The organism is Tardiphaga sp. OK245, assembly GCF_900108575.1.
Lineage (GTDB): Bacteria > Pseudomonadota > Alphaproteobacteria > Rhizobiales > Xanthobacteraceae > Tardiphaga > Tardiphaga robiniae.
Genome location: NZ_FNWZ01000005.1, coordinates 375,382 through 390,690 on the forward strand (window position 1 = coordinate 375,382; position 15,309 = coordinate 390,690).

15 protein-coding genes are annotated in these 15,309 nt (G+C 59.8%); 6 read left to right on the plus strand and 9 right to left on the minus strand.

The window, feature by feature from the left end:
• Positions 1-77: 77 nt before the first annotated feature.
• Positions 78-1,271: an ABC transporter substrate-binding protein gene (locus tag BLW80_RS24865; RefSeq protein ID WP_093760626.1), complete on the plus strand. Its 1,194-nt coding sequence runs from the start codon at positions 78-80 to the stop codon at positions 1,269-1,271.
• Between the two features lie 12 nt (positions 1,272-1,283).
• Here BLW80_RS24865 and BLW80_RS24870 read toward each other — a convergent pair whose 3' ends face one another.
• Entirely contained in the window at positions 1,284-1,664 is a 381-nt protein-coding gene (locus tag BLW80_RS24870) for a hypothetical protein (RefSeq protein ID WP_170849791.1), read from the minus strand.
• Between the two features lie 118 nt (positions 1,665-1,782).
• Between BLW80_RS24870 and BLW80_RS24875 the strand changes: the two genes are divergently transcribed.
• Positions 1,783-1,992 (plus strand): hypothetical protein, encoded by a 210-nt coding sequence (locus BLW80_RS24875; protein WP_089267405.1) that lies wholly within the window; start codon positions 1,783-1,785, stop codon positions 1,990-1,992.
• A gap of 49 nt (positions 1,993-2,041) precedes the next feature.
• Here the strand turns inward: BLW80_RS24875 and BLW80_RS24880 are convergent, their stop codons facing one another.
• Positions 2,042-3,181 (minus strand): hypothetical protein, encoded by a 1,140-nt coding sequence (locus BLW80_RS24880; protein WP_093760628.1) that lies wholly within the window; start codon positions 3,179-3,181, stop codon positions 2,042-2,044.
• Between the two features lie 274 nt (positions 3,182-3,455).
• Positions 3,456-4,109 (minus strand): glutathione S-transferase family protein, encoded by a 654-nt coding sequence (locus BLW80_RS24885; RefSeq protein ID WP_093760630.1) that lies wholly within the window; start codon positions 4,107-4,109, stop codon positions 3,456-3,458.
• Between the two features lie 179 nt (positions 4,110-4,288).
• Between BLW80_RS24885 and BLW80_RS24890 the strand changes: the two genes are divergently transcribed.
• Entirely contained in the window at positions 4,289-5,512 is a 1,224-nt protein-coding gene (locus BLW80_RS24890) for a polyhydroxyalkanoate depolymerase (protein WP_093760632.1), read from the plus strand.
• 229 nt (positions 5,513-5,741) lie between these two features.
• On the opposite strand, the gene BLW80_RS24895 is transcribed toward BLW80_RS24890, so the two are convergent.
• Together BLW80_RS24895 and BLW80_RS24900 are read right to left on the minus strand one after the other, a co-directional pair.
• Positions 5,742-6,842: a helix-turn-helix transcriptional regulator gene (locus BLW80_RS24895; protein WP_139285931.1), complete on the minus strand. Its 1,101-nt coding sequence runs from the start codon at positions 6,840-6,842 to the stop codon at positions 5,742-5,744.
• Between the two features lie 239 nt (positions 6,843-7,081).
• On the minus strand, positions 7,082-8,260 hold the full coding sequence (locus BLW80_RS24900) for an MFS transporter (RefSeq protein WP_093760636.1): 1,179 nt from the start codon (positions 8,258-8,260) through the stop codon (positions 7,082-7,084).
• A 63-nt stretch (positions 8,261-8,323) separates the two neighbouring features.
• Between BLW80_RS24900 and BLW80_RS24905 the strand changes: the two genes are divergently transcribed.
• Positions 8,324-9,124, plus strand: coding sequence for an AraC family transcriptional regulator (locus BLW80_RS24905; protein ID WP_244528438.1), 801 nt, complete (start codon positions 8,324-8,326; stop codon positions 9,122-9,124).
• A 6-nt stretch (positions 9,125-9,130) separates the two neighbouring features.
• On the opposite strand, the gene BLW80_RS24910 is transcribed toward BLW80_RS24905, so the two are convergent.
• The 4 genes from BLW80_RS24910 to BLW80_RS24925 all read right to left on the minus strand — a co-directional run bounded on the left by BLW80_RS24910 (position 9,131) and on the right by BLW80_RS24925 (position 12,771).
• The gene (locus tag BLW80_RS24910; protein WP_089267412.1) at positions 9,131-9,589 is read right to left on the minus strand and encodes a RidA family protein; all 459 of its coding nucleotides are present in this window, start codon (positions 9,587-9,589) and stop codon (positions 9,131-9,133) included.
• Positions 9,590-9,623: 34 nt separating this feature from the next.
• Positions 9,624-11,291 carry an AMP-binding protein gene (locus BLW80_RS24915; protein WP_439064593.1) on the minus strand — a complete coding sequence of 556 codons (1,668 nt, stop codon included), beginning with the start codon at positions 11,289-11,291 and terminating at the stop codon, positions 9,624-9,626.
• A gap of 144 nt (positions 11,292-11,435) precedes the next feature.
• A complete protein-coding gene (locus BLW80_RS24920) occupies positions 11,436-12,254 on the minus strand; it encodes an alpha/beta hydrolase (RefSeq protein ID WP_093760642.1) in 819 nt (272 codons plus the stop codon).
• A gap of 10 nt (positions 12,255-12,264) precedes the next feature.
• The gene (locus BLW80_RS24925; RefSeq protein WP_170849792.1) at positions 12,265-12,771 is read right to left on the minus strand and encodes a MarR family winged helix-turn-helix transcriptional regulator; all 507 of its coding nucleotides are present in this window, start codon (positions 12,769-12,771) and stop codon (positions 12,265-12,267) included.
• Positions 12,772-13,110: 339 nt separating this feature from the next.
• Between BLW80_RS24925 and BLW80_RS24930 the strand changes: the two genes are divergently transcribed.
• Together BLW80_RS24930 and BLW80_RS24935 are read left to right on the plus strand one after the other, a co-directional pair.
• A complete protein-coding gene (locus BLW80_RS24930) occupies positions 13,111-14,286 on the plus strand; it encodes an ABC transporter substrate-binding protein (RefSeq protein ID WP_093760644.1) in 1,176 nt (391 codons plus the stop codon).
• A gap of 102 nt (positions 14,287-14,388) precedes the next feature.
• Positions 14,389-15,309, plus strand: coding sequence for a branched-chain amino acid ABC transporter permease (locus tag BLW80_RS24935; protein ID WP_093760646.1), 921 nt, complete (start codon positions 14,389-14,391; stop codon positions 15,307-15,309).

Here is a 15,309-nt window from a genome sequence, read left to right on the forward strand (position 1 = left end):
ACGGTCCACTCAGATGGACCGCACCGCGGGCATACAAAACGTTAGAGGAAGCGATGCACAGGACACTGCCCCGCGGGATGACTCTCGCGCTTTCCGCGCTCATGTTCGGCGCGCTGGCCACGCCATCTCACGCGCAGAAGAAATACGATCCCGGCGCCAGCGACACCGAGATCAAGGTCGGCAACATCATGCCCTATAGCGGGCCGGCATCGTCCTATGCCTCGATCGGAAAATCGGAGGCCGCCTATTTCCGGATGATCAACGATCAGGGCGGCATCAACGGCCGCAAGATCAATTTCATCAGCTATGACGATGCCTACTCGCCGCCAAAGACGGTGGAACAGGCGCGCAAGCTGGTCGAGAGCGACGAAGTGCTGCTGCTGTTTAATCCCCTGGGCACCGCCACGAATTCCGCGATCCAGAAATACATGAACCTGAAGAGAGTGCCGCATCTGTTCGTGTCGTCCGGCGCCTCGAAATGGGCCGACCCAAAGCACTTCCCGTGGACCATGGGCTGGTCGCCCAGCTACCACAATGAGGGGCGCATCTGGGCTGCATGGATTCTGAAGAACCATCCCGATGCCAGGATCGGCGTGCTGTTCCAGAACGACGATATGGGGAAGGACTATTTCAGCGGCGTACGCGAAGGACTCGGCGACAAGGCCGACAAGATGATCACGGTACAGGCGAGCTTCGAGACCAGCTCACCGACAGTAGATTCGCAGATCGTCCAGATCAGGACCGCCAATCCCGATGTGTTCCTGAACATCGCCTCGCCCAAGTTCGCCGCGCAGGCGATCAAGAAGGTGGCCGAGCTGAACTGGAAGCCGGTGCAGATGCTGGTCAACGTGTCGCAATCGGTCGGCTCGGTGATCAAGCCCGCAGGCTTCGACAATGCGCAGGGCGTGATCAGCGCAGCCTATATGAAGGACCCCACCGATCCGCAGTGGAAGGACGATCCGACCATCAAGGAATGGCTTGCGTTCATGGACAAGTATTATCCCGACGGCGACAAGAACGACATCTACACGCTGTACGGCTTCGGCATCGCGCGCACGCTGGCGCATATCCTGGAGCGATGCGGCGACACGCTTACGCGGGAGAATGTGATGAAGCAGGCCACGAGCCTCGATTATGAGGTCGGCATCTTCCTGCCCGGTACCCGCGTCAAGACCAGCCCAACCGACTACAGCCCGCTGCAGCAGTTGCAGATGATGCGTTTCAAGGGCGAACGCTGGGAACTGTTCGGACCCGTGCTGAGCAGCGAGTAGGACAAGAGCGCCCTACTTCGCTGCATCCTTGGCGGGCGCTGGCGCATCCTTGGCCGCCGGCGCGTCTTTCGCGGCAGCCGGAGCTTCCTTCGCAGCCGGCGCCGGCTTCTTCTGCGCCGCCTGCAGCTCCTCCACCGTCTTCTGCAGGGCAACGACGGTAGCCTTCAGCGCCTCGACCTGACGGTTGGCCGCATCCAGCCGCTGTTGCTGATCAAGCCGCAGCTTGCCCAATGTCTGCTGCAGAAAATTGACATTGCTTTGCAGGCAGCTGGTGCGACGCTCCATGGTCTTTTCGACCGTGCAGATCTCGATTCCCGGCACATCCTGCGCCTGCGCCTTGGCGGCGCCCAAAATGGTCAGCAATGTCATCGCAAGGATTGTTCGGCCGCGCATCGTTTTCCCCATCATGTCCGTCATGCCGCCAAGACCAAGCGGTGCTGGCGCCCGGCTGTCAACCAGGTGTGATGGGAACGAAGAAGATGTCCGCCCGTTCCTTGGACCGGAGCACCTCATGGCGACGCGTGAACGACGGCTGGCCGAATTCGATGGCCAGGGTGATCCTGAGCCTGATCAGGTGGTGCAAGTGTTGTGCGAGGACCACAGCGGCACTTATCAGCTGCCCTTCCCTTGCCAGTTCATCGATGGCGAATGGCGCAATGCCGAGACGGGCAGCATGGTCGAGGCACGCGTGGTCGGATGGCGGCTGCCACGTACAGCGTGAGCGCCGTGTACCTGCTTCAGGGGCGGCGGTGCACTGCGCCGACGAGCGCTTACGCGTACAGATAGCCGACAGGCTTGCCCTCGGTCCGCAGGGGACGGATGTCCTTCTGTGTAATGATCTTGGCCGCCAGGCCGTCGATTTCATCGCGTTGGGTCGGCGTCCAGCTTCGAAGCTGCTCCATGCCTTTCAGCAGGCCAAGCCGGAGGACTTGCGTATTTTCGCCCATCCCGATGAGGCTGGTCGAATTCTTGCCCGCCGTCACCACATCACCGGCCGCAAGTTCGAACGTCTTCCCAGCACTATCCACGAATTCGGCCGTGCCGCGAATGACGCGATAGATGACAACCTCACCTCTCGCGAAAGAGGCGGCATCCACGGCCGCCGCGGAGCTCTTCGGCAAGAGGGACTTGCCATGCGGATCGGTTGCGATGATGTGACCGGTGACAAGATGACCGCTCGGAGCCTCGATGCCAATATCGCGCACATAGACGGGCGCCGCCGACTTGATGGTGTCATCAGCCAGCAGCTTGAAGAGCGCGTCCAGCGCCAGCGGATCCTGAAGCCAGAAGCCCGCGTTGTCGGGGCGATCATGCAGCGCATGGGTCCAGGCCACACGTGGTGTCTCGGCTTCGTCGATCTGATCCGGACCCACGATTGTCGGGTTCGGGAAGGTCGTCGGATCGGTTATGAAGGCTTCGAGAAACTTGCCGGAGTAGCCCATGGAGAGGGGATCGGGCACCACCGTCTGGGGCGTCTTCAGGTTCTCCTCGGTAGACAATCCCGACCAAGTGTAGAACAGCTGACGATGCACGATCGCGCTTTGCAGCATCACTGCGCCAGGGCCGACATTGTAGAAGCGCCCATCGTAATCGAAGGTGAACATGCCCGACGTGACCAGCACGAGCTGGAAGCCGCCTGGTGGAAGATGCAGATGGAAGTCGGTAGGGCCGGTGTCTTCGCGATAGATCGGCAGATTGGTCGCGACCTCATGAAGGAGGAAGGTTTCGTTGTTGGCGTGAAAGCCTTCATTAGCGCGGCTATAAAGTGCCTGCGGGCGATAGGTCGCCTCGTATGTCGTGTCCTTGTACCGATCGATCGCTACGAAATCCCCATGATTCAGGCGCAGAGGATCGCCGTTCGGGTGCTTGAGCCCAGGCCATTTGAGGTCGATCGCAGCATGTACATTCATGGGATCCTCCAACGTGTTTAAAAATACCCGGGGACCGAACTGTGATTGGCGCGCAATCGATCGGCAGCCAACGCAATGCGGCTCGCGAGAAATTGCTGCTATGCGAAAATCGCGCCAGCTGGCGTCAAAGGCGTTTTGATACCAATCGCGCGTGTTAGCAGGTGATCTGGCGGCCAAACCGCGCAAATCCCCGGGCGAGCGCTACAAATTCTGGATACAAGTTGAGCACGCCCTGCCCGATCCGTAAGCCGGCATGGCGTTGCCGAACTATCAATCAGTACTCAACCTCGAGCTCTTCGATATCGGTAGGCTCCTGCCTGGCTGCGGCAATCCATTCCTGCATTTCGGGCAGGTTCATCACCATGCTGGCATAGGCTGATAGCTGAGGATCGAGCTTGACGTCATAGGTCGCGAAGCGCGTCACCACCGGCGCATACATGGCGTCCGCCATGCTACGGGTGCCGAACAGGAAAGGGCCGCCGGACTTCGACAGACACTCGCGCCAGATTGTGCAGATCCGGTCGATATCGGCTTGCGCGCGCGACCAGACCTTGAAGTTCGGAAAATGCCCCTTGATGTTGACCGGCAGCGACGCTCGCAATGTCGTGAAGCCGGAATGGATTTCACCCGAAATCGAGCGGCAATGCGCCCGCAGGATGCGGTCCGCCGGCAATAGCTTTGCTTCCGGCATGATCTCGTTGAGATATTCGGCGATTGCCAGCGTATCCCAGACCACCGCCCCTTCATGGCGCAGGCAGGGCACCAGGATCGATGAAGACAGCAACAGGATCTCGGCCTTGGCGGAGGCATCGTCCGGCGCCGTAACGACTTCGTCGAACTCAAGGCCTGAGAATTTTGTCAGCAGCCACCCTCGCAATGACCACGACGAGTAGTTCTTGCTGCTGATGGTGAGTGTTGCGTTGGCCATGACTTATCCCCTTACGCCCGAACCCAGGCAGCCGGTCAGCCCTCGGGGTAACCGGTTCCCGGCTGCCCATTGCTTGTGCTGCTTTAATTTTATTCAGCAAACCACGTGCCAGTTTTCCAGACGAATTGACTCTTCTCTGGCTTCAATATTGCATAGCAACACAGCAGGGATAGCTCCGGATGATGTCAATGATGTATCAGGCCTACCAGAATCACATGGATCTGACAGCACCTTGGCGCACCGGTGCGTCTGCCGCATTGAAGTACCTCAATCTCGTCCCGGCCGGCACGTCCGAGAAACTGTTCGGCCGCCTCGCGGCAGCACTTGAGCTGATCTCACGCTCCGCCCTCACCTATCATCGGCCCGAATTCGATATCGGCAAGGTGATAGTCGGTAACAGCGAGCATGAGGTGACGGAAGAAGTCACCTTCAAGACGCCATTCGGATCGCTGCTACACTTCAAGAAAGAGAATGCACCGGAGCAGCCACGCATGCTGCTGGTGGCGCCGATGTCCGGCCACTTCGCGACGCTGCTGCGCGGCACTGTGAAGACCCTGCTGCAGGATCATGACGTCTATATCACAGACTGGCATAACCCCCGCGACATACCGCTCAATCAGGGCAAGTTCGGCCTCGACGAATACACCGAGCACCTGATCACATTCATGAACGAGCTCGGCCCGCGTTCGCACATGGTCGCGATTTGCCAGCCGTCCGTGTCGGCGCTCGCCGCTGCAGCTATCATGTCGGAAGACAATCACCCCGCGCGCCCGGCAAGCCTGACGCTGATGGCGGGCCCGATCGATACGCGCATACAGCCGACCAAGGTCAACGAGTTCGCCAAGAGCAAGCCGTTGAAGTGGTTCGAAGAGAACATGATCAACTACGTGCCGTTCCAGTGCAAAGGCGCGTTCCGGCAGGTCTATCCCGGCTTCATTCAGTTGACTGCATTCGTCTCGATGAATCTCGAGCGCCACATCAAGTCACATGTCGATCTCGCCAATCATCTCGCCAAGGGCGAGACCGAGAAGGCGGAAATCATCAAGACGTTCTATGATGAATATTTCGCCGTGATGGATCTGCCGGGAGAGTTCTATATCGACACCATCCGCGACGTGTTCCAGGAACATCTGTTGCCGCAAGGCAAGCTGACCTACAAGGGCCGGACCGTGAACTGCGCATCGATCAAGCGCATGGGGCTGATGACGGTCGAGGGCGAGAAGGATGATATCTGCTCGATCGGCCAGACTCTAGCAGCCCAGGATCTCTGCACCGGCGTGCGAGCCTATCGCAAAGTCCATCACATGCAGGCCGGTGTCGGCCACTACGGTGTATTCAGCGGACGCCGTTGGAACAACGAGATCTACCCGCTGCTGCGGGATTTTGTTCACGTGAATTCGTGAAACCCTGCGTTGTATACAAATAGTCGGGCGCTTCACCCAAATTGGTGACGCGGATGTCGCAGGAATAACCTACGTCGATACCGGGAATTGTTTCGCCGCTGCTTCAGCAGCATAGCAGCGGTTTCTCATTACCGCTTCGGCGGACCGTGTATTGACGACTGCACGATTTTTCACCGGACATACTTACGCATCAAGGCCGGCCATCGTGCCGGCCTTTTTCGTGGATTTTTCAGGCGTCCCGGTCCGGGATCAATTGAACTCGCGGCTGGCCCAGAAGCCGAACCAGGTCCACCTGCCGCTCGACGCCGGTTTTCAGGAAGACGGATTTCAGCTGGGTCCGCACAGTATTCAGGCTGACGCTCTGCATTTTCGAGATGGCGGTGACCGAGTTGCCATCGATCAAAAGGCTGGTGATCCGCGCTTCAGCCGGCGTCAAATCGAACAAAGCCTGCAGAAGCTCCGGACCCGGGCTGCGCTGCTGGTGGGTGATCGGCGTCAGGAGCAGGATCGACATAGCGCCCGCAAAAACATCGAGACCAGCCAAACGGAGCGGCAGCACATGCGCAATCAAGGGTGGGCTGTGCTCAGTCCCAGAAATTGGAATTGAACGGCCCGTTTTCGACAGAGATAAGGGCTTGCTCAGCGCCTCGATAAACATGGTCTGAGCGACCTGCGAGGCGAACTGCACCTGATCCTGCGCGCCAATGCCGACAATCGTCGTGCTGGAAATAAACCCAGGATTGGCCGCGATAACGCGCCCCTCCTGACTGACCGCACACGCGGGAAGGCCAATCATTTGAAGTGTCGCAACCGCCGTGCGGGCACGTTCGAAGCCCAGACGACCGGACAGCACCGCCGCACGGGCCAGATGAGGCCGGAGGCCATCCAGTTGATCCGCCACAGCGCGTTCAACCGGCCCCTTGGCGTAAGCCTTCTCTACCGAAATCACGAGCGTATCACCGGAGGGAGACCGTACCGAGGTACCGGCGCACCAGCCGAGACCCGCCGGCCGGAGAATGTCCCGGTAGAAGCTCTCATTGTCGAGTTCTTCCATTGTGAACCGGTCCAGGTCCGTCAGAAACCACGGCTCGTTTTCCGCGATTAGTCTGGCGCTTCGTGGATTCTTGGTCGCATAGGGACTCTTGGTCCAACGATCGATCCGCTCGCGAATTCTCTCAGATGACGTCCACCGCGGAATGCCGGGCGCGGATGCGAAAATCATCGCACCTTCGGCATCTGCCATCTCCGCCAGGCGATCAAACACCTGCGGCCAACGCTCCGGCAAAACTCCCGCTTCATAAATCTCGTCGACGAGCGTTTCAAAATTCACGGACGTATCCAGCAAAACGGTTTCCGGCGGCTCGCGTCTCGGTCATCACGGTCAGAAAGCAGCACCCATCATGCAACACCGCAGACACCGGACAATTCCCGAGACCATTCGGAAATCTGCGATCACGATGCTGATGTGCGCGAAATGCCACTTTCGCCAGCCGCCATTCAGGAGGCGAATGGTATTCACCGCCTAACTAGACCGGTCCCGTGCTGCTCGCCAGTGTCAAGCGAGAGGTTTTATGCCACAGGCGCTTTTGCTGGCGGCAACTCCCGCGGCAAAATCAATGCGGCGACGATCACCAGCGCCGACAAGGCGGCAAAGGCGTGCAACATCATGATGAAGCCACCCTGCTCGTACAACCATGCGACAAGCCCAACCGAGGCTCCCGCTGCGGTAAAGCCAACGAAATAACGCACGGCGTAGGCGCGCGATCGCCACTCCTCGCTTGTATACTTGCCGACGATCGCCTCATTGACGGTGATCTGCCCGAACAAACCAATGATGATTCCAATCGCGACGACAATCAGTGAGATGTTCGACTGCGACGCTGCGAAATACAGGAACGGTGCGAGCACCAGCGACAACGGAACGCTCACCGCCTTTAGCGAGTGCTTATCGATCAGCTTGCCGATGTTGTACTGGGTTGCCGCGCCGAAGACATAAACGCAGGCGGCAATGATGCCGAGCAATGCCGGGCTGTCCGTCATGTCGGACAAACGCTCGGCAAACAGTTTTGGCAGCGCGACGGTGATGGCGTTGAAGACGGTGGAGATCGCGACCACCGTGACCAACAGTGCAAGGATCACACGCCACATGTCGGACTTCGCGACGCGCGCTTGCGCCGCAGCCTGTTTGAATCCCGAGCGATCTTCATGTGCGACCTCGCGCATGAAGACAACACCAGCTGCAACAGTGACGAGGCCGGGAATGATGAAGGCCCAGCGCCAGCCGAGGAACTGACCAAGTACGCCGGTGATCAGTGCGGAAGATGCCACGCCGAAATTGCCGAACACGCCGTTAATGCCCATCGCGCTGCCGAGCTTGTCGGCATAGGAGACGATCATCGCCGTGCCGACCGGATGATAGATCGACGCGAATAGGCCAACCGAGAACAGCGCCGCACCAAGCTGCAAAGGCGTCTGCACCAGGCCGACAGCCATCATCGACAGACCGATGCCGTAGAAGAAGATCACCATCATGTGGCGACGGCTCCAGCGGTCCCCGAGCCAGCCAGTCACCAGCGAGCCGGCTCCAAACGCCATGAAGCCCGGCGTCGCATAGGGCAGCAACTCGGTATAGGTCATATTCATGGCCGGACCCATCACGAGCACCGCTGCCGCAAAGATCAGCATCGCGTAGTGGTCGATGAAATGGGCGACATTAACGAGGGTGATGACCCGGCTGGGGACGTTCATGAATCGATTCCTTGGCAACCTTGGAATGCCGTTATATGAGCTTGCTCTAACGGGATGTTGCCAATGAATGTCGCAGAACCGCCAATCCTGGACTTATCGGAGCGACGGCGCCCGGCGACGGACGGTGTCCACATCCTGGCGACGCGCTACCCCAAGGGTATCCGGCTGGACACTCATGCCCATCGCGAGGCGCAACTCGTATTCGCCGCTGCGGGCACTATGCAGGTCACGACTCCAAAGGGCCGCTGGCTGGTGCCACCGGATCGCGCGGTCTGGGTGCCGGCCCACCTGCCCCACGCCATCGACGTTCTGGCCGACATCGAGATGCGCTCGCTGTATTTCAACGTCGATTGGCTGGCGCGGGATCGACGCAATGGCGATCTCGCAGCGGAGTTCGTGGTTCGCGTGTCGCGCCTGTTGCACGAGTCGATCCTGGCGCTGTTCGATGGGCGCGATGACGTCGCACGGAATCGGTTGTTGATCGAGATTGCCATGCTCGAACTGCATCAGGCAGGCGATCCCGCGACGTTCATGCCGCTGCCGCAAGAGCCGCGCTGCCGACGTGCGGCGGAGATGGTGCTGACCGATCCGACGCAGACTTACGAGATCGAAACATTGGCGCGCACCGTCGGCACGTCTGCACGTACACTATCGCGGCTTTTTTCGGCAGAGACGCAATTGAGCTTCAAGAGCTGGTGTCAACGCGCCCGGATCGCAGAGGCGATCGAACGACTATCGATGAACCGCAACGTGTCGGTGAAGCAGCTCGCTGCCGATCTCGGCTATGCCAGCTTCTCGGCGTTTTCGCACGCGTTCCGGCAAGTGACGGGCAAGAGCCCGACAGAGTTTATCGAGGCGAAGTAGCGCCGCTTAGCGCGGCACCACCGCAGTCGCTTCGATCTCGACGCGCGCAGCGAGTTCAACCAGACGCACGACCTGCACCAGCGCCATTGCCGGATAGTGTGCACCGAATATCTCGCGATAGGCCTGACCGAGCGCTTTGAGATTGCCGAGATATTCTTCCATATCGACGACATACCAGGTCAGCCGCACGAGATGCTCGGGCTTCGCGCCACCTTCCGCGAGGATGTCGGAAATGTTCTGCAGTGCCTGACGCACCTGCGATACAAAATCCGGCTTCAGCTTCTCCTCGGCGTCCCAGCCAATTACACCACCGGTCACGACGATGCGGCCATCTGCCGTCATGCCGTTGGCATAGCCTTTGGGCTTCGGCCAGCCACTCGGCTGCAATGCGCGCGAAACGGATGCTGCAACATCGCCCTTTGCGTTTGGCACCACGGTCAATGTCGGGCCCTTTGGTGCATTCACCGGGCAATCCTCCCTGAAAGAAACGTCTTCAAACTTATGCGGCAACGGTCGGTGACGCGCCCGCCGCAGCCTGCTGGCGAAGCGCAAAGCGCTTCAGCTTGCCGGTCTCGGTCTTGGGCAGTTGCGTCACGAATTCGATGGCGCGCGGATATTTGTAAGGCGCGATCTCGCGCTTCACGTGGTTCTGCAACTCGGTCGCCAGCGCGTCGCTCCCTGCCTGACCGGGAGCGAGAACGACATAAGCCTTTACGATCATACCGCGATCGGCATCGGGGCAACCGACAACGCCGCAATCGACCACGGCTTCATGGGTGAGCAACGCAGCTTCCACGTCGGGGCCGGCAATATTGTAACCCGCCGACACGATCATGTCGTCAGAACGTGACTGGTACCAGAAGTAACCATCCTCATCCATCAGGAAGGTATCGCCGGTGATATTCCAGCCGTTCTGCACGAACTTCAGTTGACGCGGATCGGCGAGATATTTGCAACCCGTTGGGCCCTTGACGGCGAGACGGCCTAGCGTGCCCGGCGCCACTTCGTTGCCTTCGTCGTCAATGATCCTGGCCACATAGCCCGGCACCGGCTTGCCGGTCGAGCCCGGGCGGATTTCTTCCTCAATGGCGCAGATGAAGATGTGCAGCATTTCGGTGCCGCCGATGCCATCCATCAGCTTGATGCCGGTCGCCTTCAGCCATGCATCATAGGTGCCCTTCGGCAACGTTTCGCCTGCCGACACGCATTTGCGCAGCGTCGAAAGATCGTACTGATCAATCTTGCCGAGGATCGCGCGATAGGCGGTCGGCGCGGTGAAGCAGACCGTGACCTTGTGCTTGGCAACAGCCAGCGGCAGCTCGTCCGGGCCGGCCTTCTCGAGCACCACGAAGGACGCACCGATATGCAGCGGAAACAGCACGCCGCCGAAGCCGAACGTGAAGGCCAGCGGCGCCGAACCGATGAAGCGATCTTCCGGACTGGCGCGTAGCACATTGCGCGCAAAGCCGTCGCACACCGCAAGCATGTCGCGGTGGAAATGCATGGTGCCCTTCGGGTCGCCCGTTGTGCCCGACGTGAAGGCGATCAGGCAGATATCATCCGAGGCCGTATCGACGGCGGTGAATTCCGGGCTGGCCTCGGCGATCATCTTGTCGAGTTCGGCTTCACCGGCCCCCCAATAGACGACGCGCTTGAGTTCGGGCGAAACCGCCTTGGCCTTCTCCATCTCGTCCGACAGCTTGCTGTCGCATAACGCCAGCGAGATCTTCGCCTTCTGCAGCGGATAGGACAGTTCCTTGGCGCGCAGCAGCGGCATGGTCGACACGCAGACGCCGCCGGCCTTGATGATGGCGAGATAGGTCGCAACCATCATCGGATTGTTGGCCGAACGCAGCAGCACGCGACCGCCGGTAACCAGGCCAAGCTTGTTGACCAGCACGTTGCAGATCTTGTTCACGAGCTCATAGAGTTCGCGATAGGTATAGCTCTCGTTTAGCCCGATCATACACGGCGCATCGCCGCGCCCCTCGGCGACCCAGCGATCAAGAAACGGCACCACGCAATTGATGCGCGGCGGATAGTGAAATTCTGGCCGGGTGAACAGAAACTCCGGTAGCTGTTCCGGCGGGGGCATATTGTCCCGCGCGAACGTATCAACATGCGCCGTATAAGGCTTTGTCAGCTGAGTATCAGCGGCCATTGCAATGCTCCCGTCACGTCAGATGCCCGGCAACGTCATCCAAATATCATTTTAGACTTAAAACAGTTTTCCGCAACTGCGGAGTCTTGCGGCACGCCGAAATTTTCGGCTGACAACGTCGATTTGCGCGGATTGTTTAGGCAAGTCAGCCTAAAGCGTGGCCAGCGCCTTTAGCCGCAGCACCATGGCGGACTGCGGATCGGCCAGCGGTGCGACGGCGGTAAAATGATTTGCGCCGGGAAGCGCCTCGAGGCGCGCGGGAATATGGACACCCCAGGCATCGACAATGCTTTGGCTCTGCCGCAAATATTCGACGCCCTCGTCGCCGCCAACCACGGCATCGAGAGATCCGTGCGAAGGCGCCGGCCAGAACAACGGACTGACCTCACGGGCGCCGGCATCATTCAAATGCAATGCATTGTTGATCGACGTCGGCACCAGCGGCGCCAGATCGAACAACCCGGAGATCGCATAGGCGCCGACAATCAGGTCCTGCGGCAGCGCGGAATCGAGCGCGCGCCAATCCGTCGCCAGCATGCAGGCGGCGAGATGACCGCCCGCCGAATGGCCCGACACGACGAGCCGCCTGCCGAGCTTCGCCAGCTCGCGGGTCGCCGCACGCATCTGCGCGATGATATCACCGACCGAGACGTTCGGACACAAATCGTAGCTGGGGATCGCCACGCTGATGCCATGGCTGTTCAGCCCGCGCGCCAGATGGCTGAAGAACGAGGCATCCAGCGCCTGCCAGTAGCCACCGTGAATGAAGACGACAATCGGACCTTTGTCGCCAGCGGGAAAGTAGTCGATCGTGTGCCGTGCGCCTGAGCCATATGGAATGGCCCGCATCTGCACGCCGCTGTCGCGATAGGCTTTGGCGTCCTGTGCCCAGCCGGCGATCAGCGCAGAGCTTTCCGGCACTTTTGCGCGATTGTTGTATTCGGCTTCGAGATCGATCACTGCACTCACCGCGTCGCGTTTACGGCACCTTGCCGTTCGCTGCCTTTTGCGCCGCTTTCTGCGCAGAAGCCTTGGTCTTGGCCAGTAAACGCATCAGTTCGCGGACATCCTTCGGCGCCAGATCCGTGAAGATTTCAGCGATCCAGGTCTCGTGTTCTTCGGCCATCTTGCGGAACTCGGCGCGGCCTAGTTTGGTAAGCCGTATCACCTGCACCCGACGATCGGTGTCGGAGGTGCGGCGATCAACGTGGCCGGATTCCACGAGACGCTCGACCAGGCCGGTGACGTTGCCGTTCGACACCATCATCCGCTTCGAGACATCCGACAGGGTCATACCGTCGGGCACCTTGTCGAGCTGGGCCATCAGGTCGAAGCGCGGCAGCGTGACATCGAAGCGCTCGCGCAAGCGGCTGCGGACTTCGCCCTCGATCAAGGTCGTACAGGTCAAGAGCCGGAGCCACAGGCGCAGTTCGTCGCCGTGATCATCGGGAAGTTCGACGGCCTTGGTCTCGGAATCGAGAATCATGATGCAATCTTACCTGCTTGAAGCTCCTGCGGCGGCCGAGAGACCGGCAATCCACAATCTCGTACCGCCCCATACCGATCCTTTGACCTTCAAGGAATTTCCGTCCGACCGCAAGCCAAAACGCCGCAGCCTTGACCGCCGTCGATTTTGAATATTTCTTTAAGGTTCAAATAAATTGGCCTACGGTTTGCATAGCGTATTCGGCTGATTTCTGACGCCTGGAAGTCATTTACATTGCTTGCGGCTGCGCCCGTCGTGAGCATAATCTAGGCAAAAGAACAGAATTCTGGGTTGGCACGTTTTTCGGCTGCCTGTCGCGGCCGAGTGGAGGAGAAGTTAATGAAGCAGTCTTTCAAACTGGCCGGTTTGGCCGCCCTGATGATGAGCGTTTCGGCCATCCCGGCCATGGCGCAGGAAAAGATCAAGGTCGGCGTGATCGTGTCGCTGTCGGGCGCCGGTGCCGTGCTCGGCCAGCAGGCCCGCGACGGCTTCAATCTCGCGGTCAAGGATCTCGGCGGCAAGATGGGCGGCAAGGACGTCGAAGTCATCGTCGTCGATGACGAACTCAAGCCGGACGTCGCCGTGACCAAGGTCAAGGGCCTTCTGGAGCGTGACAAGGTCGACTTCGTGGTCGGCCCGATCTTCTCAAACATCCTGGGCGCGATCCACAAGCCGGTCACCGAGAACAAGACCTTCCTGATCTCGCCGAATGCCGGTCCGTCGAGCTACGCGGGCAAGGAGTGCAATCCGTATTTCTATGTGACATCGTATCAGAACGACCAGATCCACCAGATCCTCGGTAACGTCGCCCAGAAGCGCGGCTACAAGAAGATCTATCTGATGACCCCGAACTATCAGGCCGGCAAGGACTTCGTCGCCGGCGTGAAGATGGACTTCAAGGGCGAGATTCTCGAAGAGTCTTTCATCCCGCTTGGCACGCTCGACTTCCAGGCCGAGCTCTCCAAGATCGCATCGATGAAGCCTGATGCCGTGCTCACCTTCATGCCGGGCGGCATGGGCGTGAACCTCGTCAAGCAGTACAAGCAGGCCGGCCTGCTCGACCGCATTCCGTTCCTGTCGACCTTCACCGTCGATGAATCGACGCTGCCGGCTCAGCAGGACGCGGCGATCGGCATGTTCGGCGGCTCGAACTGGGCACCGACCCTCGACACTCCGCAGAACAAGAAGTTCGTGGCAGAATACGAGAAAGCCTATAACAGCGTGCCGGCGACCTACGCCTTCCAGTCCTATGACGCGGCGATGCTGATCAACAGCGCCGTCGTTGCCGTGAAGGGCGACCTCTCGGACAAGGCCAAGGTGGCTGCAGCCATGAAGAAGGCCGACTTCCCGTCGATCCGCGGCGGCTTCAAGTTCAGCAACAACGGCTATCCCGTTCAGGACTTCTTCCTGACCAAGGTCGCCAAGCGCGCTGACGGCAAGTTCCAGACCGAGATCGTCGAGAAGGTGTTCTCGAACTACGGCGATCGCTACGCCAAGGACTGCGCTGCGCAGTAATCGCCCTGGCGATCACTCATCACCGGGCCGTTGCCGCGAAGGCGGGACGGCCCGGTGTTTTATCGGCCCGTGTTTATCTCAGTATAGAAACCAAGTTATCTGATGACCCTCACGCTTGCCCTCGTCCAGATCCTGAACGGCCTGCAGTTCGGATTGATCCTGTTCCTGATCGCCGCCGGCCTCACGCTGGTGTTCGGCGTCATGGACTTCATCAATCTTGCACATGGCGTGCAATACATGGTCGGCGCCTATCTGGTCGCCGCCTTCACCGCCATGACCGGAAGTTTCGTCGCCGGCCTCGCACTGGCACTACCCGCTGCACTGATTTTCGGGCTCCTGCTGGAGATCCTGATCTTTCGGCACCTGTATGATCGCGACCATCTCGATCAGGTGCTCGCCACCTTTGGGGTCATCATCTTCCTCAATCAGGCCGTGAAATACATCTGGGGCGCTGCGCCGCTAAATGTTGCAATTCCTGACGCGCTGTCGGGCGCGGTCGAGATCACCGACGGCATGCTCTATCCGGTGTGGCGTCTCGTCATCATCGCCGTCGGTCTTGCTGTCGGCCTCGCGCTCTATCTCGTCGTCAACAAGACCAAGCTTGGCATGCTCGTGCGTGCCGGCGCCAGCAACGCTGCCATGGTCTCCGCGCTGGGCGTCAACATCCGCCTGCTGTTCACCATCGTGTTCGGCGTCGGCGCCATGCTTGCGGGCTTCGCCGGCGCCATGGTTGCACCGATCCTCTCGGTAGAGCCCGGCATGGGCGACAACGTGCTCATTCTTGCTTTCGTGGTGATCGTCATCGGCGGCATCGGCTCGATCCGCGGTGCCTTCATCGCGGCGCTGCTGATCGGTCTCGTCGATACGCTCGGACGTTTCTTCGCGCCCACGCTGCTCAAGCTGCTGCTCGATCCCTCGGCGGCCAGCCAGACCGGCCGCGCCATTGCGCCGATGCTGATCTATATCCTGATGGCTGCGGTGCTGTTCTTCCGGCCATCCGGCCTGTTCCCGTCCAAGCAGTAA